This window comes from Pseudacidovorax intermedius (assembly GCF_003350475.1).
Classification (GTDB): Bacteria; Pseudomonadota; Gammaproteobacteria; order Burkholderiales; family Burkholderiaceae_C; genus Xenophilus; species Xenophilus intermedius.
In genome coordinates this window covers 1-22,722 of record NZ_QQAV01000019.1, presented here as the reverse complement: position 1 = coordinate 22,722, position 22,722 = coordinate 1, and the positions used below count along the sequence as shown (strand labels likewise).

Below are 22,722 nucleotides of genomic sequence, written 5' to 3'. Positions count from 1 at the left end.
CGTCGACCCGCCTCAGAGACCGTCGGGCGCCCGGGCCAGTTCGGCCTGCAACTGCGCCCTCCGCGCAGGATCTTCGACCGACCGGCACAGCGTGTCGAAGAAGGCCTGGCGAGAGCCCGCCGATACCGCTGCCTTGCGCACCACCACCTTGGCAATCGGCCCCAGTTGTCGGGCCAGCGCGCGGACGGCGTAGTCGCTCAGTCCGGCCGAGACACCGGCGGTAGTACCTGCGGTGGACGCGCCCGCCGATGACGCCGCACCTGTGGCGAATGCGGACGACCCGGCGCACGTCCCTGCCGAGGTGCCCCCCGCCATGCCTGTGCTCAGCAACGCCTCGAAGCGCTGACGCTCCCGCGGATCGCGGATGTGCTGGCTGACGCTTTCCTGCAGTTGCCGCAGGTCGGTGCTGGTGCGGGCCGCCTCGCGCACCAGCACGCGGGCGACAGGGCCCATGAAGCGGGTCAGCGCCGCCTCCACGGCCGCGAGGCTGCTCGCGTCCCACTGCGAAGGCATGGCGGAGCCAGTGGGACCTCGCGAGGTACCCGGGCTGGCCGGCCGCACGCGCAGCGGCATCGCCGCGATGACGGTTGCGTCGTCGGCCGTGGTGCCGCCCGCGACGGCGCTGCGCTCGGCCAGCGCGTCACGGAACTCGGCCGCGCTGGAGAAGCGCGCCTGCGGCGTCTTGGCCAGCGCGCGGGCGATCACCGCGTCCAGCGAGGGTGCGATGCTCAGGCCTTCCAGGGTCGACAGCGGCGCGGGGTCCTGGTGCAGCACCTTGTACATGACCGCCTCGGGCGTCTCGGCGGCGAAGGGCGAGCGGCCGCTGAGCATGCGGTACAGCAGCACGCCGGCGGCGAACAGGTCCACGCGGTGGTCGATGGTCTCGCCGATGTACTGCTCGGGCGCCATGTAGCCGGGCGTGCCGATGGTCGAGGCCGCCTGGGTGAGCGCGGCGCTGGCGATGCGGGCCACGCCGAAGTCCATCACCTTCAGCAGGCCGTCGGTGGTCACGATCAGGTTGGCGGGCTTGATGTCGCGGTGCCAAACGCCGGCGCGGTGCGCGCTGCCGAGTGCATCGAGCAACTGCTGCATGAAGCGGATCGCCATGCCCTCGGGCAGCGTCGGCGTGGCGCCGAGGACCTGCGCCAGGTCGCGGCCCTCGACGAACTCCATGGCGATGAAGGCGGTGGTGTCGTCCTCGCCGTATTCGTAGATGGGCACGATGCCCGGGTGCGACAGCCGACCTGCGGCGCGTGCCTCGTTGCGGAAGCGCGCGGCCATGTCCTCGGCGATGCTGGAGTCGAGCAGCGCCTTGCGCACCGTCTTGATGGCGACCTGCCGGTCGATGAGCGGGTCGTGGGCCTTGTAGACCACGCCCATGGCGCCCTCCCCCAGGACGCCCACGATGTCGTACTTGCCGAGGCGGCGCGGATGCTGCATGACTCAGCCTCGACGCAGCCGCTGTGACGCGTGCGCGCTGTCCGCGCGCGGGAACGATGTCCGGCCCACTTGCACTCAGACGTCCAGCATCTTCATGGCCTGCACCAGGCTCGCCCGCATGCGGGCGAAGGATTCGGCCAGCGTGCCGATCTCGTCGCGGCTGCGCACGGCGAACTCGGGCGCTTCCAGCTCGCCCATGCTCACGCGGTCGGCCAGGGCCGACAGACGGGTCACGGGCTGGATCACCAGCTTCCACAGCATCAGGTTGAGGGCGCCACCGATCAGCAGGAACACCGCGGCCAGCGAGCCCATCACGACCGCAAAGGCCTGCGATGCGCGCTCGAAGGGCACCGACATCGGCACCGAGACCACCTGCGCGCCCAGCGTCTCGCCCAGTGTCCAGCCAAAGCCGTTGGCCGGCCCGTACTTCTCGATCATGGTGGCCGGCGCCGCCGCCGGCGTGCTATGGCAGCTCAGGCAGGCCGGGTTGCTGATGCGGATGGGCCGCGCCACGAAAAGCGCCCGGCCAGAGGCCGTCTCACGTTGGCCGATGAACTCGGTCAGGGCCTTGTCCTTGGCAAAGCGGGCGATGACGTCCTCTTCCCAGTCCTGCGCCCGGTCGCGCGGATTGGTGGGGTTGAGCATGGCCGGCTTGTAGGCGTACTCGGGGTGCATCTCGCGCAGCGCATTGACCATCTCGGTGGCCGAATAGGCGGGCACCGATTGCGGCAGGAAGGTGTACTTCATCTGGTTCTGCAGCAGCGGCTGCACCTGCGTGGCCGTGTAGGTGCTGACGGCCGCCGCGCTCTCCATGATGAGGCGCGCCTGTTCCACCACCTCGTCGTGCGCGCCGCGCTGGAGCAGGTCGCGCGCCAGGTAGGCCGACGCCCCCAGCCCGACCGCGAACACGAGCAGGAAGACCAGGTTGAACTTGAGCAGCAGTTTCATGGGAATGGCATCGTTGGCGACCGGCCGGAGGGGCCGGGTCAGTAGGCGGAACGGGCAGGCGCGGCCGGCTGCGGGGAAGGCCCAGGCGGCGGACGCGGCTTGACGTACTTCTCTGGAAACACGATCCGGTCCCACTCGGGATGGCGCTTGATGTTGGCTGCCAGCGCGGCGCGGAAATCCGGCTTCTTCGCCAGGCCACGCCAGCGCTCGGCCAGGCGTGCGCGCAGCGCCGGCTCGGCCTGCAGCCAGCCGGCCACGTCCTCGTAGCGCAGGTCGCCCACACGCTCGGCGTCGACCGGTCGGTCCTTGAATCGTGTGGCGCGCAGCGGCAGCGGGTCCAGGAAGCTGGGCGGTACCGCGCGGACGAAGGCGGCGTCCGGCCGCGGGCGCTCGGTCCAATCCGCGCTGTCAAGCAGCCGGCCGGACCCCAGCTCGATGGGCTCCTGATCGCGCTTGCCCCGGGCCTCGATCCTGGCCTTGCCCGACTCGGCAAAGACCTGGGTGCGGGAGTCCGCGGCCTGAACGACCTGACTGCCGCTCTCCCCCGTCAGGATCGCATCGGGCGTCAGCAGGCTGACCACGCCGCGGGCGGAGGGCGCCTTGCTCAGCTTGGCCCAGCCTTTCCGGAGATAGAGCCGCGCCGCCGGTCCGCGGTTGCCGGGGCCGAGCCGTGCTTCAACCATCGCCTGGCTGGCCGGCCCCAGGTCGACCACCGGGCCGTCCGCGTATTCGAGCCGCAGCAGGCGGGCATTGGCGGCCGTTTCCACCAGATCGCCGGGTTGCAGCGCCACGCCGGGCGTCAGCACGAAACGACCGCTCTCCCGCAGCAGATGGGCCTCGCCCTCGACCAGCGTCGCGATGGCCACCGGCCCCGCCGCCAGCGCAGGGATCGCAGAAAAAACCAGAAGAACGGCCGCGGCCCACGCCCGGATCCGCTTCGGTACGGTGATCGACGTTCGGCGCAGCCCCATAAAGGGCGGGATGATGCCGGCCGCTGCGTGGGCCGGCCATATGCAGGATGGCCTAAGCCGGGCCGGCCCCGCGGCCCGCGTGGCTGCGCAGGCCCTCCTAGAATCGGCGGCTGTTTCGCCCGAGGCGCCTTATCCGGCCATGGCGGTTTTCCCCGCCTCAGGCCGCGCCAGACCAGCCGCATAAGCTTATGCGCATAAGGCGCGAACCAAAAAATCGTTTGTCTTCATAAGGGTGGCGCCTAAAGTGCCGCCTTCGCGCGCGGTGTCCGTGCCGCGTGGCCGACTGCTTCCCACACACGATGTACCAATACACAGACTTCGACCGCCAGTTCGTGCGCCAGCGCGCCGCACAGTACCGCGACCAGCTCGAGCGCTGGCAGGCGGGCAGCCTCAGCGAGGAAGAGTTCCGTCCGCTGCGCCTGCAGAACGGCTGGTACGTGCAGCGCTATGCGCCGATGCTGCGCGTCGCCGTGCCCTATGGCGAACTCTCCAGCCGCCAGGTGCGCGTGCTGGCCCGCATCGCCCGCGAATACGACGAGCCCGAGGCCGAGGTCTATCGCCAAGCCCTCGAAACCCAGGGCGCCCTGGGCACCACGTCGCTGCCCACGCACTACGCCCACTTCACCACGCGCCAGAACGTCCAGTACAACTGGATCCCGCTTGCCAAGAGCGCCGAGGTGATGGAGTTGCTGGCCACCGTGGACATGCACGGCATCCAGACCAGCGGCAACTGCATCCGCAACATCACGACCGACGAGCGCGCCGGCGTGGCCGTGGACGAGGTGGCCGACCCCCGCCCCTACGCCGAGATCATGCGGCAGTGGAGCACGCTGCACCCCGAGTTCGCCTTCCTGCCGCGCAAGTTCAAGATCGCCATCACCGGCGCCACCGAGGACCGCGCCGCCACCGGCTGGCACGACGTGGGCCTCAAGCTGGTGAAGAACGAGGCCGGCGAAATCGGCTTCCAGGTGCGCGTGGGCGGCGGCATGGGCCGCACGCCCATCGTGGGCACGGTGCTGCGCGAGTTCCTGCCCTGGAATCAGATCATGAATTACCTCGAAGCGGTGATCCGGGTCTACAACCGCTACGGTCGTCGCGACAACCTGTACAAGGCGCGCATCAAGATCCTGGTCAAGTCCGAGGGCCAGGCCTACATCGACGACGTCGAGGCCGAGTACCGCGACGTGATCGAGCGCGATGGCGCCCCGCACACCATCAGCCAGGCCGAGTTCGACCGGGTGGCCGCCTCCTTCGTGCCGCCGGCACTGGCCGCCCGCGCCGGTGTGCCGGCCGAGCAGGCCGACGCCGCCCTGCGCCAGGCTGCCGACCGCGAGCCGATGTTCGCCCGCTGGCTGCAGCGCAACGTGGCCGCGCACCAGAACCCGCAGCTGCGCGCCGTCACCCTCTCCTTCAAGCGCCGCGGGCAGGCGCCGGGCGATGCCTCGGCCGACCAGCTCGACACCGTGGCCGAACTGGCCGACCGCTTCTCCGCCGGCGAACTGCGCGTCACCCACGACCAGAACGTGCTGCTGCCCTGGGTGCATGCCGAGGACCTGTTCGAGCTGTGGCAGGCCGCCCGCGCCGCCGGCTTCGCCAGCGCCAACGTGCACCTGCTGACCGACATGATCGCCTGCCCCGGCGGCGACTTCTGCGCCCTGGCCAATGCGCGCTCCATCCCCATCGCCGAGGCCATCACCGAGCGCTACCAGGACCTGGACGAGCTGGACGACCTGGGCGAGATCGACCTGCACATCAGCGGCTGCATCAACAGCTGCGGCCACCACCACAGCGGCCACATCGGCATCCTCGGCGTCGACAAGGACGGCAAGGAGTGGTACCAGGTGACGCTGGCCGGCTCGGACGGCTCCGACCTCAGCGGCCCGGCCCAGGCCGGCAAGGTGGTCGGCCCCTCCTTCTCGGCGGCCGAAGTGCCGGGCGTGATCGAGGCCGTGCTCGGCACCTACCGCGACACCCGAAACGCCGGCGAGACCTTCATCGACACGCTGCGCCGCGTCGGCCACGAGCCATTCAAGGCGGCGGCCAATGGCGCCCGCTTCAAGGTCGAGGAAGTCGCCTGAGTCCGAGGGAGAACAGACGCATGAACAAGACCCTGAACATCCTCTCGGCCGGCCAGCACGAGGCCGACGCCGCCACCGGCCGTGTGCTGCAGTTGCCCAATGACGCCGATCCGCGGGAAGCCGATCTGACCGGTGTGACCCGCATCGAGCTGCACTTTCCCAAGTTCACCGACGGCCGGGCCTACAGCCAGGCCTTCCTGCTGCGCCGCCGCCTGGGTTTCACCGGTGACATCCGCGCCACCGGCGACGTGCTGATCGACCAGCTGGTGCAGATGCAGCGCACCGGCTTCACCAGCGCCGTTCTCAAGGAAGGCAAGGACGTGGCCGAGGCCCAGCGCCAGTTCGAGCGCTTTGCCGACTTCTACCAGGGCGACGCGGTACAGCCCGCGCCGCATTTCGTGCGCGCCGAGGCCTGATCCTCCGAGCTGCTGCGCGCTCGACAGCCGACCACCGCCTGCGGGTGCTGGTCGGCTTTTTCTTGGCTACCTCGGCCGATGCAGGCGTCCAACGACCCGAAGGCGCCTTATCCAGGTCTCGCCGCCCATTGCGCGAGAACCCGCATCCACAGCGGTGAATATGCTTATCCGCATAAAGCGCGAACAAAAAGATCGTTTGGTTTCATAAGGGCTCTCCCTAAAGTTCGGTTCCAGGGCATTGCTGTCGTCGTCGCCATGCCATTCGAAAGAGCCGAGCCATGAACGCCATTCCTTCCCAAGTCCAGAACTCCACCGCCTTCGACCTGGCCGAGGTCAATGCCCGCCTGGGCCGCAACGCACAGGGCCTGGTGGACTGGGCCATCGGCCTGCACCGCCCGGCCATCGTCACCACCAACTTCCGTCCCTTCGAGGCCGTGATCCTGCACATGGTGACGCGCGCCCAGCCCGACGTGCCGGTGGTGTGGATGGACAACGGCTACAACACCGAGGCCACCTACCGTTTCGCCGACGAGGTGACCCGCCAGCTCAAGCTGAACCTGAAGATCTACCTGCCGCTGCGCTCGCGCGCCCACCGCGAGGCCGTCGAAGGCCCCACGCCGGCGCTGGACGACCCGCGCCATGCGGCCTTCACCGAAGAGGTCAAGCTGGAGCCCTTCACCCGCGCCCTGCGCGAGACGGCGCCCCAGGTCTGGTTCACTGCGCTGCGCGCCACCGACACCGCCGTGCGCGCGCAGATGGAGCCCGTCAGCGTGAATCCCGACGGCCTGATCAAGGTGGCGCCGCTGCTGCACTGGAGCTCGAAGGACCTGCACGAGTACTGCCAGGCCCATGGCCTGCCCAACAACTTCGACTACGTGGACCCGACCAAGGGCGAGGACAACCGCGAGTGCGGCCTGCACATCGCGCACTGATCCGACCCGTCCACCTTCCGAATCCATCTTGCCCCACAGACCCATGAACGCCCGCACCGACGCCGACCTGCTGCTGCCCGACGCCCTGGCTGCCTCCGCCACCGCGCGCCTGTCCAACGCCCACCTCGACGCCCTGGAGGAAGAAGCCATCTTCATCCTGCGCGAAGTGGCTGCGGCCTTCGAGCGGCCGGCGCTGCTGTTCTCCGGCGGCAAGGATTCGCTGGTGCTGCTCAAGTGCGCCGAGAAGGCCTTTGGTGCCGGCCACCTGCCCTATCCGCTGCTGATGATCGACACAGGGCACAACTTTCCCGAGGTGACCGACTTCCGCGACAAGCGTGCGAAGGAACTGGGCGCCGAGCTGATCGTGCGCAGCGTCGAGGATTCGATGGCCCGCGGCACCGTGCGCCTGGCCCATCCCGGCGAGTCGCGCAACGTGCACCAGTCGGTCACGTTGCTGGAGGCCATCGAGGAGTTCCGCTTCGACGCGCTGATCGGTGGCGCCCGCCGCGACGAAGAGAAGGCCCGCGCCAAGGAGCGCATCTTTTCGCACCGCGACGCCTTCGGCCAGTGGCAGCCCAAGGACCAGCGCCCCGAGCTGTGGACGCTGTTCAACACCCGCATCGCCCCGGGCGAGCACTTCCGCGTCTTCCCGATCAGCAACTGGACCGAGCTGGACGTGTGGCAGTACATCGAGCGCGAGAACATCGAGCTGCCCTCGCTCTACTACACCCACAAGCGCGAGATCGTCGAGCGCCGTGGCCTGCTGGTGCCCGTGACCGAACTGACGCCGGCCCGCGACGGCGAGACGGTCGAGCTGCGCGACGTGCGTTTTCGCACCGTGGGCGACATCACCTGCACCTGCCCCGTGGCCAGCCTGGCCGCCGGCCCGGCCGACGTGGTGATCGAGACGCTGTCGGCCGAGGTCAGCGAGCGCGGCGCCACCCGCATGGACGACAAGACCTCCGACGCTTCCATGGAGAAGCGCAAAAAAGACGGGTATTTCTGAGCCGCGCCCACCCGGAACGACCAAGGATTCGACAGCCATGACGACCACGACCGACATCTCCGCTTCCGCCGACACCGGCACCGCCCTGCGCTTCATCACCTGTGGCTCGGTGGACGACGGCAAGAGCACCCTCATCGGCCGGCTGCTGGTGGACAGCCGGGCCGTGCTGGCCGACCAGCTGGCCGGCGTGCAGCGCGGCGGCGAGACCGACCTGGCGCTGCTGACCGACGGCCTGTCTGCCGAGCGCGAGCAGGGCATCACCATCGACGTCGCCTACCGCTATTTCTCGACCGCCAAGCGCAAGTTCATCATCGGCGACGCACCCGGCCATGAGCAGTACACCCGCAACATGGTGACGGCGGCCTCCAGCGCCGATGCGGCTGTCGTGCTGGTCGACGCCACCAAGCTGCCCTGGGCGGCCGAGGTGGGCGACGGCGAGGTGGTGGTGCGCGAGCTCCTGCCGCAGACCCGCCGCCACATGCTGCTGGCCCACCTGCTGCGCGTGCAATCCATCGTCGTCGCCATCAACAAGCTGGACGCCATCGACGATGCGGCGCTCGCCTTCAAGCGCATCTCGGGCGCGCTGAACGACTTCGCGGCCGCCGCTGGCGTGCGCGTGGAAGCCATCGTGCCGATCTCCGCCCTCAAAGGCTGGAACGTGACCGAGCCGCACCGCGAAAGCGCCGCCGGCTGGGCCGGCTACGAAGGCCCGAGCCTGCTCGAACTGCTGGAGGCGCTGCCCGTGACGGCTGCCGAGACGCAGCAGCCCTTCACCTTCCCGGTGCAGTGGGTGGAGAAGTTCTCGTCCTCGGCCGACACCAGCCAGGGCCGTCGCATCTTCTGGGGCCGCGTCGGCGGCGGCCAGGTGGTGCCCGGCCAGCGCGTGACCGTGTTGCCCAGCGGCCAGACCGCCACCGTGGCCCGCGTGCTCGACCACGTACGCCGCGAGCACGGCGTGGCCGCCGGCCACAGTGCGGGCATCGTGCTGGACCGCGAGGTCGACGTCTCCCGTGGCGACTGGCTGCTGGAACCCGGCGCCTTCGAGCCGACGCGCGAGATCACCGCCACCGTCGCCTGGCTGGACGACGAGCCGCTGGTGCCCGGCCGCGTCTACTGGGCGCTGCAGGGCCACCGCTGGGTCAAGACCAAGGTGCAGCGCATCGTGGACCGGCTCAACATCGCCACGCTGGATGCCGAGGCCGCCACCCAACTCGACGCCAATGCGATCGGCCAGGTCGTGCTGGCCCTGCAGCAACCGCTGGCCGTGCAGCCCTTCACCGCCTCGCGCACGCTGGGCTCGCTGGTGCTGGTCGACACGGCCTCGCACCGCACCTGCGCCGCCGTCCTGGTGCGCTGAGAAGGTGCGAACGGCCACGCCCGGCCGTCGTGCCGGGCGCGCCGACCACCTTCAAATCCTTTCTGGCGCCGTTGCCAGTGTTGCCTGTGCCCGCCGAGGCATGGGCCGCCCTTTACAATCTCGGGTTTTTCCCGACTCCTTCACCAGCCATCCAGCCATGACCCACGTCGTTTCCGAGAACTGCATCCGCTGTAAGTACACCGATTGCGTCGACGTGTGTCCCGTGGACTGCTTCCGCGAAGGGCCGAACATGCTGGTGATCGACCCCGACGAGTGCATCGACTGCGCCGTGTGCATTCCCGAGTGCCCGGCCAACGCGATCTATGCCGAGGAAGACCTGCCGGCCGACCAGCTCGCCTTCATCAAGCTCAATGCCGAGCTGGCCCGAGCCGACGGCTGGAAGAGCATCACCAAGCGCAAGGCCGCGCTGCCCGATGCCGACGAGTGGAAAGACAAGCCCAACAAGCTGGCCGAACTGGTCAAGTAAGTTCGGCCGATTGAGCGCGTGACCGGCCAGGCCCCGCCTTCGCACCTGGACACCGGCGCCCTCATCATCGGCGCCGGCCCGGCCGGCCTGTTCCAGGCCTTCCAGCTGGGCCTTCTCGAAATCCCCTGCCGCATCGTCGATGCCCTGCCCCATGCGGGCGGCCAGTGTGTCGAGCTGTACGGCCACAAACCCATCTATGACATTCCCGGCACGCCCGTCACCACGGGGGCCGGGCTTGCCGAGTCGCTGCTGGCGCAGATCGCGCCGTTCCAGGTGCCGATGCACCTGGGCGAACAGGTGGCGACGCTCCAGCGTGAGCAGCCGGGCGAAGCCGATTCCTATTGGCTGGCGACGACCTCGGCCGGTACCCGCTTCCGTGCGAAGGCCGTCGTCATTGCCGCTGGCGTGGGGGCCTTCGTGCCCAAGCGGCTGAGCGTCGAGGGCGCCGAGGCCCGCGAGGGCCGCAGCCTCTTCTATCACCCGTCGGATCTTTCGCGCTTTGCGGGCCAGTCCGTGGTCGTCCATGGCGGCGAGGACGCGGCCGTGGAAGCCGCGCTGGGCCTGGTCGGCATGGCGCGCGAAGTGACGCTGCTGCACCGCCGCGACGTCTTCCGCGCCGACGACATGCTGCTCGCCGCCCTGCGCCAGCGCATCGATGCGGGCGACATCCACATCGCGGTCGGCCAGCCCAGCGCCTTCGACGGCCGCTCGCTCACCATCGACACGCCCGATGGCGAAACGCGCGCATTGCCGCTCGATGCGCTGGTCGTCTGCCAGGGCATCTCGCCCCGCCTCGGCCCCATCGCCGACTGGGGCCTGGAACTGGAGCGCAAGCAGATCCCCGTCGACACGCAGCGCTTCCAGACGCGCGAAGCGGGCCTGTACGCCGTTGGCGACATCAACACCTACCCGGGCAAGCGCAAGCTGATCGTGAGCGCCTTCCACGAGGCCACCCTGGCCGCCTGGGCGGTGGCCGAGCGGGTGTTCGACGGCAAGGTGCCGCCGCTGCAATACACGACCACCAGCACCCGCCTGCGCGAGCTGCTGGGTGCGGCGCCGCAGCTTTGACGGGCTGCAAGCCGGGCCGCCCTCCCACTCTTACAATCCGCGACTCGCTAGGGGTGCCGGGCTTCGCTGGAAGCCAGGCTGAGAAGACACCCTTTGAACCTGTTCGGCCGGCCCGACGCATCGTCCAAGGTGCGAAGGCCAGCCGGAGCCGCGAAGCGCCACAGGCGCTTCAGGCCTGAGGTAATCCTCGCGCAGGGAAGCAGCTCCGGTGGCCTGCATGGCCTCGCGCCGGGCCGAAACGGGCCGGCGCAGTCGGCGGTGCTTCCTGTGACCGACCGCTCTGGAGCAACGACGCATGGCCTTGAACGACGCATCCACCCCGCCCGCCAATGAGGCGCTGACCCCGCTGCCCGACGCCCGTCGCGCCTTCCGCTGGCACGACCACCTGTCGCTGTGGTTCAGCCTGGGCGTCGGCCTGCTGGTGATGCAGGTGGGCGCCTTCCTGGTGCCGGCGGTGGGCACGCGCGACGCGGTCGTGGCCATCGTCGTCGGCTCGCTGATCGGCGCCGGCCTGCTGGCCTGGACGGCCCGCCTGGGCTGCCAGACGGGCTTGGCCAGCGCGGGCCTGATGCACTCGGCCTATGGGAGCGTGTTCGCGCGGCTGCCGGTGGTGCTCAACATCGTCCAGCTGGTCGGCTGGACCACCTTCGAGCTGGTCATCATGCGCGAGGGCACCCAGGCCATCGCGAAGCAGGCCTTCGGCCTGTCGCTCGATTCCGTGGGCGGTGCGCTGGCGGCGACGCTGCTGTGGGGCGCCGTGCTGCTGGCGCTGCTGTCGGGCTCGATGGTGTCGCTGGTGCGGCGCTTCGTCAGCCGCTTCGGCCTGCCGCTGGTGGTGCTGTCGCTGATCTGGCTGACCTGGCAGTTCGCCGGCAAGCTGCAGGCGCAGGGCTTCGACACCTTCTGGCAGCGCCAGGGCGACGGCAGCATGGGCCTGTTCAGCGCCATGGACCTGGTGATCGCCATGCCCGTCTCCTGGCTTCCCCTGGTGGCCGACTATGCGCGCCATGGCCTGCGCGCCCAGCCGGGCAAGCCGGGCGGCGCCTTCACCGGCACCTGGATCGGCTACGCCGTGGCCAATCTCTGGTGCTACGCCCTGGGCGTGATGGTGGCCAGCACGGCGGCGCCTGACACCACCCTGGTGATGGCGCTGCTGCTGGCCCAGGGCGGCCTGGTGGCACTGGGTCTGATCCTCATCGACGAGCTGGACAACGCCTACGGCGACGTCTATTCGGGCTCGGTCTCCATGCACAGCCTGCGTCCGCGCTGGAGCGTGCGCCGCTGGGGCCTGCTGATCGCGCTGGTCTGCGTGGCCCTGGCCCTGGTGCTGCCCATGCATGCGCTGGAGCCCTTCCTGCTCATGCTCAGCTCGGTGTTCGTGCCGTTGTACGGCGTGATCCTGGGTCGGCTCGGCGGCGGCGGCGTGCCTTTGCCGGTCGGCCGCAAGGTGGACCTGAGCGCCGCCGCACTGTGGATCGCCGGCATCGCCGTCTACCACGGCTGCGCGACCTGGGCGCCGCAGTGGGGCTCGGCCCTGCCAGCGCTGGTGCTGACCTTCGTACTGGCCCGGCTGACGCGGCCTACAGCGGCAGGCGCACCGTCGCCTGCGGTGCGAAGCCATGGTTGAGCGGGCCGTGGCCTTCGCCCACCTTGACGGTCACGCCGGCCTGCATGGCGCCGCGCACGTACTCGCGGGCATCGGCCACCGCCTGGGGCAGCGGCTTGCCCAGCGCAAGCCCGCAGGCGATGGCGGAGGACAGCGTGCAGCCCGTGCCATGCAGGTTGCGGCTCTGGATGCGGGGCGCGGCAAAGCGGTGGCGCTCGCCATCGGCCAGGGCCAGCAGGTCCACGACCTCATCGCCCGGCAGGTGCCCGCCCTTGAGCAGAACGCCTCGTGCCCCCTGCGCCAGCAGTTCGGCCGCGGCGCCTTCCAGCGCATCGGCATCGGCCATGGCATGGCCCACCAGCAGCGCCGCCTCGTCCAGGTTGGGCGTGATCAGCACCGCACGCGGGAAGAGCTCGGCCACCAGCCGCTCCACCGTCTCGGCGGCGATCAGCCGGTCGCCGCTGGTGGCGACCATGACCGGGTCGAGCACCACGTTGGGCAGGCGGTAATGGTCGATGGCCCAGGCCACCACCTCCACCACCTCGGGCGCATGCAGCATGCCCAGCTTGACGGCGTCGACGCCGATGTCCTCGATCACGGCCTGCAGCTGAGCCTTGAGGAAGGCAGGCGGCACGGGATGGATGCCGCTCACGCCGCGGGTGTTCTGGGCGGTGAGGGCCGTGATGGCGCTCATGCCGTAGCAGCCCAGCGCGGCGAAGGTCTTGAGGTCGGCCTGGATGCCGGCGCCGCCGCCGCTGTCGGAGCCGGCGATGGTGAGCACGCGCGCGTAGCGCTGGGTGGGAATGGTCATGGGCCCGAAATTATCCGTGCTGCAAGGAGCGTGTCTTTTCGATGACGGGAACTTCGCTGGACTTTGACAAGGCCTGGGTGCTGGGCGGCGGGCTGATGGGTCGGCTGATGGCACTCAGCCTGGCCCGCGCCGGCTGCGCGGTAGAACTGCACGAGGCCCAGGGCCCCGATGCCCAGGGCGCCGCCGCCCGCGTGGCCGCCGCCATGCTGGCGCCGCTGGCCGAATCGGCCGTGGCGCCGCTGTCGGTGGTGCGCATGGGCGAATATGCGCTCGGCCGCTGGCCACAGCTGCTGGCGGAACTGCCGGCGCCGGTGTTCTTCCAGCAGGCCGGCACGCTGGTGGTCTGGCACCGTCAGGACGCCGCCGACGCCGGCCGCCTGGGCCGCATCCTGGCTCACAACCAGGCGCAGCAGCCCTCGCTGACGGCGCCGCAGTCGCTGGACGCGACGGCCCTGGCCGAGGCCGAGCCCGCCCTGGCCGGCCGCTTCATGCAGGGCCTGCTGCTGCCGGGCGAAGGCCAGCTCGACAACCGCCAGTTGCTGGCCGCGCTGCAGCAGGCGCTGGAGGCGCATCCCCAGGTGCGCCTGCACTGGCACAGCACCCGCAGCCCGCAGGACCTGTCCCCCGGCCTGCGCGAGCGCGTCATCGACTGCCGCGGCCTGGGCGCGCATGCCCAGTGGCCGGCCGTGCGCGGTGTGCGCGGCGAAGTGGCCCGCATCCATGCGCCCGAGGTCACGCTGCAGCGGCCCACGCGCCTGGTGCATCCGCGCTACCCCATCTACATCGCGCCCAAGCAGGACCACCTGTTCGTGATCGGCGCGACCGAGATCGAATCGGACGACATGTCTCCGCCGAGCGTGCGCTCGGTGCTGGAGCTGCTGTCGGCCGCCTACACCGTGCACAGCGGCTTTGCCGAGGCGCGCATCGTCGAGATCGCCGCCCAGTGCCGGCCCACCCTGCCCGACAACCTGCCGGCACTGCGCTGGCTGGGCGAGCGGGTGCTGCAGATCAACGGGCTCTACCGGCACGGCTTCATGATCGCGCCCGCCATGCTCGACGCTGCCATGCAGAGCCTGCAGCATCGCGAATCGCCCCTGGCCGAGCGCCTGCAGATCGGCATCGAACACCTTCCCGCCCGATGATGAACATCCTGCTCAACGGCGAGCCGCGCGAGCTGCCTTCCGGCGCCACGCTGGCCGACGCCATCGCCCTGCTCGCTCCCGCCCCGCCCTTCGCGGCCGCCGTCAACCGCGACTTCGTGCCCCGCTCGGCCTATGCGGCGCGCGCCCTGCAGGCCGGCGACGAGGTCGAGGTGATCCGGCCCGTCACCGGGGGCTGAGATGCTGACCACGCTTGCGCCTTGCCCCCTCTCCCCGGCCCTCTCCCGCGAGGGGAGAGGGAGGAATGCCGCTTCGCTGAACGACTGGCTCGACGGCGCTGCGGCCATCGACGAAAGGACACGCCCATGACCACCCCTGAAACCGCCGACGCGCTGGTGCTCTACGGCCAGCGATTCCAGAGCCGGCTGCTGCTGGGCACCGCCCGCTATCCCTCACCCGACGTGCTCGAAGCCGCCGTGCAGCGCGCCCGCCCGGCCATGCTCACCGCCTCGCTGCGCCGCCAGAGCGCGGCGCCCGGCGGCGCCAAGGCCGACAATGGCTTCTGGGAACTGCTGCGCCGCCTGGACGTGCCGGTGCTGCCCAACACCGCCGGCTGCCACAGCGTGCAGGAGGCCATCGCCACTGCCCACATGGCACGCGAGCTGTTCGAGACGCCCTGGATCAAGCTGGAGCTGATCGGCGACGACTACACCCTGCAGCCCGACACACTGCAACTGGTGGGCGCGGCCGAGCGGCTGATCAAGGACGGCTTCCAGGTGCTGCCCTACTGCACCGAGGATCTGGTGCTGTGCCAGCGGCTGGTCGATGTCGGCTGCCAGGCCGTGATGCCCTGGGCCGCGCCCATCGGCACCGGCCGCGGGCCGGTCAACCCCTATGCCATGCAGGTGCTGCGCGAGCGGCTCACGGTGCCGATGCTGGTCGACGCCGGCCTGGGCCTGCCCTCGCATGCCTGCCAGGTGCTGGAATGGGGCTACGACGGCGTGCTGCTGAACACCGCCGTGGCCCTGGCGCAGGACCCGGTGGCCATGGCCGGCGCCTTCGCCGACGCGGTCGCCGCGGGGCGCGCGGCCTTCCGGGCTGGCGCCATGAGCGCGCAGGACGCGGCCCAACCCAGCACGCCCGTCCTGGGCACGCCCTTCTGGCACCACGCCCAGAACGGTGGCTGAGCCTGCTGCGGCACGCGCGCCGCAGCCGCGCCCCCGCCAATAAGAACACGGAGCCATCCATGAACGCCCAAGAGATCCAGACCGCCATCCTCGCCGCCCACCGTGGTCGCTTCGACGGACACCCGCCGGTGGCGGTCGGCCCTTTCCACGACGAAGACCCGGTCTACCGCGGCGCCAAGGCCGCCTGCGCCGCACTGGGCTTCATCGAGGTGGACGCCGAATGCCTGGGCCGTGCTTGGCAGGCGGTGACCCAGCGCCGCCTGGGCCGCTTCGACGCCAGCGCCTGGCCCGACTCTCCCGCCGACTTCGGACTGCGCGACTTTCCGCCCCAGTCCCGCGAGGATGCCTTCGCACCTTGCCCCGTGGCGCTGGGCCTGTACGCCGTGCTGCCCGACGCCGAATGGGTCGGTCGTGCGGCGCGGGCGGGCATCCCGACGGTGCAGTTGCGCTTCAAGTCCGACGACGCCGCCGCCGTCGCCCGCGAGATCGACGCCGCCATCGCCGCCGTCCGGGGCACCGACGCCCTGCTCTTCATCAACGATCACTGGCGGCAGGCCATCGCGGCCGGCGCCTATGGCGTTCACCTGGGCCAGGAAGACCTGGACGCGCTGACGGCGGACGAGGTCCAGGAACTGCGCGCCTCCGGCTTGCGACTGGGCGTCAGCACCCACGGCTATGCCGAGATGGTGCGGGCCGATGCCGTCAGCCCCAGCTACCTGGCTCTCGGCGCGGTGTTCCCGACGACGCTCAAGAAGATGGCGACCGCGCCGCAGGGCCTGGCGCGCCTGCATGACTACGCGCGGCTGATGCGCGGCTATCCGCTGGTCGCCATCGGCGGCATCGACGCCGATCGGCTGCCGCAGGCGCTGGCCAGCGGCGTGGGCAGCATCGCGGTGGTGCGGGCCTTCGTCGGGGCGGACGATCCGGAGGCTGCGGCGCGCCTGCTGATGGCCAGGATGCGCGAAGCGCCCCGGGCCTGAGCCTGGAGCGCTTCCGTCGGCCGCTCTGGGTCGGCCTTACACATCTCTGCACGTAGCAAGCGCTGCCGCCACCACGCGGTGCCGGCCTCAGACGATCTGGTCGTCGTCGAAGGAACCGCCGTCGAAGCCCGACCAGTCGCCGCCGGCGTCATCGGCCAGTTGCCGCGTATCTCCACCGCCGCCGCTGCCATCCTCGTAGAAGTTCTGGGTGACGTTCTCGATCACCTCGGGCGTACCGACATTGCCGCCGCCCAGGCCCAGGAAGCCACCGCCGCCTGCGCCGCTGCGGCCACCGAGCAGGTGCTCGATGCCATTGAACAGGAACATGCCGCCCGCCACCCCGGCCGCGGCGCTGGCGGCCTGGCCCAGGAAGCTCGGGCCGCTGCTTGGGGCCGGCGCTGCCGCTGGCGCGGCGCCGAAGAGGCGTTCGCGCCATCCGGGTGCCGCAGCGGGTGCAACGGCCGGCGCACCGGGGGCATAGCCCGAGGGCGCGCCGCGGTAGGCAGGCCGGCCGGGGTTGTAGGCATCCGGATCGGCCGTCTCGCGCCCGAAGCCGGGCTCCAGACCGCGCTGCAGGAAGGCGGTGCCGCCCGGGTCGGCCGGTGCGGCGGCGCGTTGCGCCAGTTGGCGCTGGGCGTCCTGCAGCGCATGTTCCAGCAGCAGCGTGCGCTGGGTCAGCAGGTACAGCGCATCGGGCTGGCCGGCCAGGCGTTCACGGATCAGCGCATCGGCCTGGGGGTCCTTCTGCACGCCGTGCACTGCGGCCAGCCGCTGCAGCAGGTCTTCGAGCATGGACAGTTCTTGGGGTGTCATGGTTCGGTCGTCCTTCCTCGGCCCAGCATGGGCCTTGCGTGGATGGGACTCCAACGCACCACGGGGCGTTCCCGGCCGACGGGCCGGCTTAAGGCTGGCCTAAGCGAGCCCTTCCCGCCGCGCCGGCGTGTCGTTCAACCCTGCCGCCGCAGCCGCCGGTAGACGGCGTTGCGCGACAGGCCCAGCGCCCGGGCCACGGCCGACACGTTGCCGCCATGGGCGGCCATGGCCTGCTCCAGCGCCGCCCGTTCGAGCGCCTCCAGCGTGGCCGTGGACGGCGCGGGCCGGTTGGGCGACGCAACGGGACCCGCGCCCGCATCGACCGCATGGGCCTGCAGGTCGTCCATGAAGTCCTCGGGCAGATGCTCCGGCAGGATCTGCGCCTCTCCGCGCGCCATCAGTGCCGCGGTGCGCAGCACGCTGGCCAGCTGGCGCAGGTTGCCCGGCCAGGCATGGCGGCGCAGCAGCGCCAGGGTCTGCGGCGCCAGCGGCGGTGCGTCGGCCAGGCCGGCCTCTGACTGCTGGGTCTGCAGAAGCCGCTGCACCACCACGGCGAGATCGCTGCGCTCGCGCAGCGGCGGCAGGCGGGCGACCAGGCCATTGAGCCGCCAGTACAGGTCGTCGCGAAAGCGCCCTTCGGCCATCATGGTGCGCAGGTTGCGATGGGTGGCACAGACCACGGCCACATCCACCGGCACCTGCCGGCCGCTGCCCAGGGGCGCCACGCTGCGCTCCTGCAGCACGCGCAGCAGCCGGGCCTGCATCGCCAGCGGCATGTCGCCGATCTCGTCGAGGAAGAGCGTGCCGCCGTTCGCCTGCAGGATGCGGCCCGGGCTGCCCTTGCGCCGCGCGCCGGTGAAGGCGCCTTCCTCGTAGCCGAACAGCTCGGACTCGATCAGCGTCTCGGGGATGGCGGCGCAGTTGACGGCGACGAAGGGCCCGCTGCGCCGCGGCGAATCGTGGTGGATGGCACGGGCTAGCCATTCCTTGCCGGTGCCGGTCTCGCCCAGGATGAGCACCGGCACATCCTGCCCGAGCACCTTGCCCACGCGGGCCAGCACCTGCGCCAGTTGGCCGTCGCCCGTGTCCAGGTAGCGCAGGCCCGAGAAGCGCGGGCCGCCGGATTCGCGGGCCCGCTCGGCCACCGGCGGGGCTGAGGCCGTTTCGCGCGGCATGGCCAGGCAGGCGGACCGGGGCTGCCACTCCACCCGCGCCGACACCGCCACGCCCCCGGGCAGGTGCAGGCGCATGAGCGCGGCCGGGCCCTGGCGGGCCTGCGCCATGGCCTGGGACACGGGCAGGCCGAAGAGCGAGCCGAAGGTGTGGGCCTCCAGCGCCGCCGTCGACAGACCCAGCTGGAACTGCGCGCTGCGGTTGGCGGCCAGGAAGCGACCATCGGGCGTGAACGCGGCCAGGCCTTCCATGAGCGTGCCCAGGAATTCCGGCCGGGCATGGAAGCGCAGGCGCAGCGCGTCTTCGTAGACCTGGTCGAACAGGTGGTTCTCGACCATCTGCGAGGACATGCGCACCAGCGCCAGGGTGTGGGCGCTGCGGGTGCGCTCGTCGCCGCTGACGTCCAGCGCGCCCAGCACCTGCCCGCGTGGATCGAGGATGGGCGCGCAGGAGCAGGTGAGGAAGTGATTCGCCTGCAGGTAGTGCTGGCTGCCGTTGACCTGCACCGCCTGCTGCAACGCCAGCGCCGTGCCGATAGCGTTGGTGCCGCGGCAGCGTTCGGACCAGGCCGCGCCGGGCTTCAGCGCCACGCGGTCGGCCCGGCCCAGGAAATCGTCGTCGCCCATCGCATGCAGGATCACGCCATCGGCGTCGGTGAGCAGCACCAGGCTCTGGGTGCCGGCGATCTGGGCGTAGAGCGTCTCCATCACCGGCCGGGCGTGGTCGAAGAGCAGCGCGTTGCGGTCCATGGCCTCGGCCAGGTCGGCGGCGGCCAGCGGCGGCAGGTCGGCGCGTTCGTGGCTGCGCAGGCCGAAGTCGGCGCTGCGGGCGTGCGAGGCCAGGATGGCGTCGGGTGCCGCCAGGGGCAGTCCGGCACCGGCCGCCGGCGTGGGGCGAAACATGGCGTTGGGCATGGCGTGTTGTCTCCTGCCCGGGCGGCTGCGTGGCCGCGCGGTTGGGCGTCTTTTAGCACCCTTGGCTGTTGCGAAGCTTGCGCCGGCGCATGGAAGCACGCCGGTGGTGACCGAGCGCGCGTCGCTGCAGGTCTGGAGGGACGTCGTCCGGGCGCAAGTCCTGTACGGAGCGCCCGCGAATCCGCCCCTCAGGCCGCGCGAACGTCCGGCGGCACCAGCAGGCCGGCCAGGCGCTCCAGCGCCGGCCCGATCGGCGCCTCGACCTTCAGCGACAGCAGGCCGTCCGCCCGCGTCCGGCCGAGGTTGAGCGCCGCCACCGGCAGGGCGCGTTCCGCCGCCCGCTGCACGAAGCGGAAGCCCGAATACACCATCAGCGAGGAGCCGACGACCAGCACGCCGTCGGCCGCGTCCAGCGCCGAATACGCCGCATCGACGCGGTGGCGTGGCACGCTTTCGCCGAAGAACACGACGTCGGGCTTGAGCAGCCCGCCGCAGGCGGGACAGGCCGGAATGTCGAAGCCCGAGAAGTCGCGCACCTCCAGGTCGGCGTCGCCGTCGGGCGCGGCCCGGGCGTCCAGCGCGGCCCAGTCGGGGTTGAGGCGCAGCAGCTCGGCCTGGAAGTCGACGCGCGGCAGGCGGTGCTCGCAGGCCATGCAGCGCACGGTGTCGATGCGGCCATGCAGGTCGATGACGTTGCGGCTGCCCGCCGCCTGGTGCAGGCCGTCGACGTTCTGGGTCAGCAGCATGGCGACACGGCCCTGCGACTCCAGCGCGGCCAGGGCGCGGTGCGCGGGCCCGGGCTGCGCCTGGCCCATGGTGCGCCAGCCGATCATGCTCCGCGCCCAATAACGCTTGCGGGTGGCTTCCTCGCCCATGAAGGCCTGGAAGGTGACGGGCGGCGGGCGCTTCCAGTTGCCCTGGGCATCCCGGTAGTCCGGGATGCCGGATTCGGTGCTGACGCCGGCGCCGGTCAGCACGAAGAGGCGCGGATGGCGCTCGGCAAAGGCCAGGAGGTCGGTGTCGGTGGTCATCGGCGCCGGAGCATAGCGGCCACACCAGGGCGGCGCCGGTCCGCCTCTCCCTCTCCCCTTGTGGGAGAGGGTTGGGGAGAGGGGCTTTTGATCACTGCGTGCCGGGGGCGTCGCCGAAGCGGTAGCTCGAGACGGTCAGGCCCCCCATGAAGCCGTTCTCGTAGTACACGCGGTGCGCTGCCTCATGCTCGGCGGCGCCGACGGCCACCATCAGCGGGATCAGGTGCTCCTCGCGCGGATGCGCGATGCGGGCGGCGGGGGCCGATTCCCAGCCGATCAGGCCCTGGGCGCGGGCGGCCTGGTCGCCCTGCGCCAGCGTCTGGCCCAGCCAGTCGTCGAAGGCCCGCGACGGTGCCGCGGCCTGGGAGCCGAAGGCACGCAGGTTGTGGTAGCTCAGGCCGCTGGCCACGATCAGCACATCCTCGTCGCGCAGCGGTGCCAGCGCACGGCCCAGTGCCAGGTGCTCGGCCGGGTCCAGGCCCTGGCGCAGCGAGAGCTGGATCACTGGCACGTCCGCATCCGGGTAGATCGCCTTCATCGGCGAGAACATGCCGTGGTCGTAGCCGCGTTCGGCGTCGATGCCCGCCGGCAGGCCGGCCGCCTCGATCAGCGCCTGCACGCGCTGGGCCAGCGCCGGGTCGCCCGGGGCGTCGTAGCGCACCTGGTAGGTGTGGGCCGGAAAGCCGCCGTAGTCGTAGACCATGGACGGATGCGGATTGGCCTGCACCGTGAAGCGCGGGCGCTCCCAGTGGGCCGAAACCATCAGGATGGCGCGCGGCTTACGGCCGATCTGCCGCGGCATGTCGGCCAGCGCGGCCTCCAGGCGGGCATAGGTGTCGCCCATCTCCGCCTTCATCCAGGGCCAGGGGCCGCCCCCGTGGGAGATGAAGTAGGTCGGCAGACGCGGGCTTTTGATCGTGCTCATGGCAAGAGGCTCCTGAATCGTGTTGGGATGGACTTTAGACCTTTCGCCGGCCGCAATCGATGGCCGCACAATCAAGGTTCAGTTTCATTTCGCGCAATCAAGACATGGACCGCCTCACCAGCCTGCGGCTCTTCCGGGAGGTCGTCGAGTCGGGCAGCTTCGCCCGCGCGGCCGAGGCCATGGGCCTCTCTGCGCCCATGGCCAGCCGGCACATCGCCCAGCTGGAACGCAGCCTGGGCGCGCGGCTGCTGCACCGCTCCAGCCGGCACCTGAGCCTGACCGACGCCGGCCGCAGCTGGTACGAACAGAGCAGCCGCGCCCTCGACCTGCTCGACAGCGCCGAGGCCGCGCTGGTGGCCGACGCCGACGCCACGCCCCGTGGACGCCTGAAGGTGAGCGCGCCGGTGTGGTTCGCCACCCCGCGCATGGCCCGGCTGCTGGCGGACTACCACGCGCAGTGCCCTGAGGTGCTGGTGGACCTGCACCTGGCCAACCGGCGGGTGGACTTGGTCGCGGACGGCTTCGATCTGGCGCTGCGGGCCACGCAGGAGCCGGCCGCCGCCCTGATCGCGCGGCCCTTGTGCACGGTGGACTTCCACATCGTGGCCGCACCCGCCTACCTGGCGGCCCGCGGCACGCCTGCGAAACCCGAAGACCTGGCAGGACTGGGCGCCATCGTGCCCAGCTACGTGCAGTTGGAAGGCCGGGTTCTGCGCGCCGCGGACGGGCGGCAGGCTATGCTTCGGCTGACGCCCGTGATGCGCTCGGACGACACCCACCTCACCCGCCACGCCGTGCATGCCGGCCTGGGCATCGCCTACCTGCCGGCCTGGCTGGTGGACGAGGACCTGGCCGAGGGGCGACTGGTGGAGTTGCTGCCCGAATGGCGCACACTGGCCACGACGCTCTTCGCCGTGTATGCGAGCCGGCAGTACATGGCACCGGCGCTGCGCAGCTTCATCGACTTTCTCGCCGCCGCGCTCGGGCCGGGCGCCTGAGCGATCTCGGGCGATGCGACTTCAGCGCCGTCGCCATGGCCGACACGCCAACCGCCGACAGCGCCGCCACTGAAGCGTGCACGTCCTACAGGCCTGCGCCGGCGCCCGGCGCAACTTGCAGTCGTGCCAGGTCGAGCACCCCGCGGGAAACGGGATCGGCGACACAGGCGCAGTCTTCCGTGCATTGCGAAGGGGATGCCCGCCGCGAAGCCAGCAGGCCTGCCGATCCTGACGCCATTCCCCGCGGACGATTGCCGGCACACAAGGGGCGCCCTGCAGGGGCGCCCCTTCTTTGTGCGCCCAGCATGGGCGCCCTCTTGCGGGTGCAAGTCCCGCCGTAAGTTGATCACGACGAACGAAGTGAAGCGCAACTGCACGAGGGCGACCGAGTGTGGGGAGGAAGCGTGGAGCGAAGCTGCGAGCCGATGAACAAGAACCGGATAGAAGGCAGTGCCGAGCAGGGCGAGTGGGCAAAGAGCCA

The 22,722-nt window shown here is 70.8% G+C and carries 21 protein-coding genes; 13 read left to right on the top strand and 8 right to left on the bottom strand.

Annotated features, from left to right (window positions below):
* Positions 1 to 12 precede the first annotated feature (12 nt).
* The 3 genes from DFR41_RS26715 to DFR41_RS26705 form a co-directional block, all read right to left on the bottom strand.
* Complete coding sequence (locus DFR41_RS26715) at positions 13 to 1,440, bottom strand: serine/threonine-protein kinase (RefSeq protein ID WP_114804969.1); 1,428 nt, start codon at positions 1,438 to 1,440, stop codon at positions 13 to 15.
* A 75-nt stretch (positions 1,441 to 1,515) separates the two neighbouring features.
* On the bottom strand, positions 1,516 to 2,388 hold the full coding sequence (locus DFR41_RS26710; RefSeq protein WP_114804968.1) for a c-type heme family protein: 873 nt from the start codon (positions 2,386 to 2,388) through the stop codon (positions 1,516 to 1,518).
* A gap of 38 nt (positions 2,389 to 2,426) precedes the next feature.
* Complete coding sequence (locus tag DFR41_RS26705) at positions 2,427 to 3,359, bottom strand: FecR family protein (RefSeq protein ID WP_147284449.1); 933 nt, start codon at positions 3,357 to 3,359, stop codon at positions 2,427 to 2,429.
* Between the two features lie 299 nt (positions 3,360 to 3,658).
* Between DFR41_RS26705 and DFR41_RS26700 the strand changes: the two genes are divergently transcribed.
* The 8 genes from DFR41_RS26700 to DFR41_RS26665 all read left to right on the top strand — a co-directional run bounded on the left by DFR41_RS26700 (position 3,659) and on the right by DFR41_RS26665 (position 12,330).
* The gene (locus DFR41_RS26700) at positions 3,659 to 5,437 is read left to right on the top strand and encodes a nitrite/sulfite reductase (RefSeq protein ID WP_114804966.1); all 1,779 of its coding nucleotides are present in this window, start codon (positions 3,659 to 3,661) and stop codon (positions 5,435 to 5,437) included.
* A gap of 20 nt (positions 5,438 to 5,457) precedes the next feature.
* Positions 5,458 to 5,853 carry a DUF934 domain-containing protein gene (locus DFR41_RS26695; protein WP_211322670.1) on the top strand — a complete coding sequence of 132 codons (396 nt, stop codon included), beginning with the start codon at positions 5,458 to 5,460 and terminating at the stop codon, positions 5,851 to 5,853.
* A 278-nt stretch (positions 5,854 to 6,131) separates the two neighbouring features.
* Positions 6,132 to 6,785, top strand: a complete 654-nt coding sequence (locus DFR41_RS26690) for a phosphoadenosine phosphosulfate reductase domain-containing protein (protein ID WP_114804965.1) — start codon at positions 6,132 to 6,134, stop codon at positions 6,783 to 6,785.
* A gap of 43 nt (positions 6,786 to 6,828) precedes the next feature.
* Positions 6,829 to 7,791 (top strand): sulfate adenylyltransferase subunit CysD, encoded by a 963-nt coding sequence (cysD, locus tag DFR41_RS26685; protein ID WP_017760255.1) that lies wholly within the window; start codon positions 6,829 to 6,831, stop codon positions 7,789 to 7,791.
* 37 nt (positions 7,792 to 7,828) lie between these two features.
* Complete coding sequence (locus DFR41_RS26680) at positions 7,829 to 9,148, top strand: sulfate adenylyltransferase subunit 1 (RefSeq protein WP_114804964.1); 1,320 nt, start codon at positions 7,829 to 7,831, stop codon at positions 9,146 to 9,148.
* A gap of 157 nt (positions 9,149 to 9,305) precedes the next feature.
* A complete protein-coding gene (gene fdxA, locus DFR41_RS26675) occupies positions 9,306 to 9,635 on the top strand; it encodes a ferredoxin FdxA (RefSeq protein WP_043118085.1) in 330 nt (109 codons plus the stop codon).
* An 18-nt stretch (positions 9,636 to 9,653) separates the two neighbouring features.
* Positions 9,654 to 10,703, top strand: a complete 1,050-nt coding sequence (locus tag DFR41_RS26670) for an NAD(P)/FAD-dependent oxidoreductase (protein ID WP_114804963.1) — start codon at positions 9,654 to 9,656, stop codon at positions 10,701 to 10,703.
* A gap of 295 nt (positions 10,704 to 10,998) precedes the next feature.
* Positions 10,999 to 12,330 (top strand): purine-cytosine permease family protein, encoded by a 1,332-nt coding sequence (locus DFR41_RS26665; protein ID WP_017761364.1) that lies wholly within the window; start codon positions 10,999 to 11,001, stop codon positions 12,328 to 12,330.
* Here DFR41_RS26665 and thiD read toward each other — a convergent pair.
* Positions 12,284 to 13,120 carry a bifunctional hydroxymethylpyrimidine kinase/phosphomethylpyrimidine kinase gene (gene thiD, locus DFR41_RS26660; protein WP_017761365.1) on the bottom strand — a complete coding sequence of 279 codons (837 nt, stop codon included), beginning with the start codon at positions 13,118 to 13,120 and terminating at the stop codon, positions 12,284 to 12,286. The genes DFR41_RS26665 and thiD overlap by 47 nt on opposite strands.
* A gap of 41 nt (positions 13,121 to 13,161) precedes the next feature.
* Here thiD and DFR41_RS26655 point away from each other — a divergent pair, with 41 nt between their 5' ends.
* From DFR41_RS26655 to DFR41_RS26640, 4 genes are all read left to right on the top strand, one after another.
* The gene (locus tag DFR41_RS26655; protein ID WP_114804962.1) at positions 13,162 to 14,262 is read left to right on the top strand and encodes an FAD-dependent oxidoreductase; all 1,101 of its coding nucleotides are present in this window, start codon (positions 13,162 to 13,164) and stop codon (positions 14,260 to 14,262) included.
* Positions 14,262 to 14,459: a sulfur carrier protein ThiS gene (gene thiS, locus DFR41_RS26650; RefSeq protein ID WP_017759398.1), complete on the top strand. Its 198-nt coding sequence runs from the start codon at positions 14,262 to 14,264 to the stop codon at positions 14,457 to 14,459. Before DFR41_RS26655 ends, thiS begins: the two co-directional genes overlap by 1 nt.
* 126 nt (positions 14,460 to 14,585) lie before the next feature.
* Positions 14,586 to 15,407: a thiazole synthase gene (locus DFR41_RS26645; RefSeq protein ID WP_114804961.1), complete on the top strand. Its 822-nt coding sequence runs from the start codon at positions 14,586 to 14,588 to the stop codon at positions 15,405 to 15,407.
* A gap of 59 nt (positions 15,408 to 15,466) precedes the next feature.
* Positions 15,467 to 16,387, top strand: coding sequence for a thiamine phosphate synthase (locus tag DFR41_RS26640; protein ID WP_114804960.1), 921 nt, complete (start codon positions 15,467 to 15,469; stop codon positions 16,385 to 16,387).
* Between the two features lie 87 nt (positions 16,388 to 16,474).
* On the opposite strand, the gene DFR41_RS26635 is transcribed toward DFR41_RS26640, so the two are convergent.
* From DFR41_RS26635 to DFR41_RS26620, 4 genes are all read right to left on the bottom strand, one after another.
* Positions 16,475 to 17,200, bottom strand: coding sequence for a DUF2076 family protein (locus DFR41_RS26635; protein WP_114804959.1), 726 nt, complete (start codon positions 17,198 to 17,200; stop codon positions 16,475 to 16,477).
* 134 nt (positions 17,201 to 17,334) lie between these two features.
* A complete protein-coding gene (locus DFR41_RS26630) occupies positions 17,335 to 19,287 on the bottom strand; it encodes a sigma-54-dependent Fis family transcriptional regulator (RefSeq protein ID WP_114804958.1) in 1,953 nt (650 codons plus the stop codon).
* Positions 19,288 to 19,475: 188 nt separating this feature from the next.
* The gene (locus DFR41_RS26625) at positions 19,476 to 20,318 is read right to left on the bottom strand and encodes an NAD-dependent protein deacetylase (protein WP_114804957.1); all 843 of its coding nucleotides are present in this window, start codon (positions 20,316 to 20,318) and stop codon (positions 19,476 to 19,478) included.
* Between the two features lie 91 nt (positions 20,319 to 20,409).
* Positions 20,410 to 21,243 (bottom strand): DODA-type extradiol aromatic ring-opening family dioxygenase, encoded by an 834-nt coding sequence (locus DFR41_RS26620; protein ID WP_114804956.1) that lies wholly within the window; start codon positions 21,241 to 21,243, stop codon positions 20,410 to 20,412.
* A gap of 104 nt (positions 21,244 to 21,347) precedes the next feature.
* On the opposite strand from DFR41_RS26620, the gene DFR41_RS26615 reads away from it, so the two are divergent.
* Positions 21,348 to 22,241 carry a LysR family transcriptional regulator gene (locus tag DFR41_RS26615; RefSeq protein ID WP_114804955.1) on the top strand — a complete coding sequence of 298 codons (894 nt, stop codon included), beginning with the start codon at positions 21,348 to 21,350 and terminating at the stop codon, positions 22,239 to 22,241.
* The last annotated feature ends 481 nt before the right edge of the window (positions 22,242 to 22,722 follow it).